The sequence below is a fragment of the Bradyrhizobium sp. MI1.11 genome (assembly GCF_055811255.1).
Map to the genome: position 1 here is coordinate 1 of NZ_JBVVPM010000249.1, position 241 is coordinate 241.

The following is a 241-nucleotide window of genomic DNA, read 5'->3' on the forward strand; positions in this document are numbered from 1 at the left end:
GGTGGGGTTGTTTGGGGGGTTTGGTTTTGTGGGGGTTTGGGGGGTTTTTTTTTTTTTTTTTGGTTTTTTTTTTTTTTTTTGTTTTTTTTTTTTTTTTTTTGTGTTTTTTTTTTTTTTTTTTTTTTTTTTGGTTTTTTTTTTTTTTTTTTTTTTGGGGGTGTGTTTGGTTTGGGTTGTTTGGTTGGTTTTTTTTGCTTTTATTGTTTTCGGTGAAAAACGTTGGGTTTTTGCGGTTTCGCCT

The 241-nt window shown here is 29.5% G+C and carries 1 protein-coding gene; it reads right to left on the minus strand.

What is annotated here, in order from left to right; all coding sequences use genetic code 11:
* A partial coding sequence (locus tag AC0L30_RS43260; protein WP_473406822.1) for a hypothetical protein occupies positions 1 to 241 on the minus strand: 241 nt, incomplete at both ends.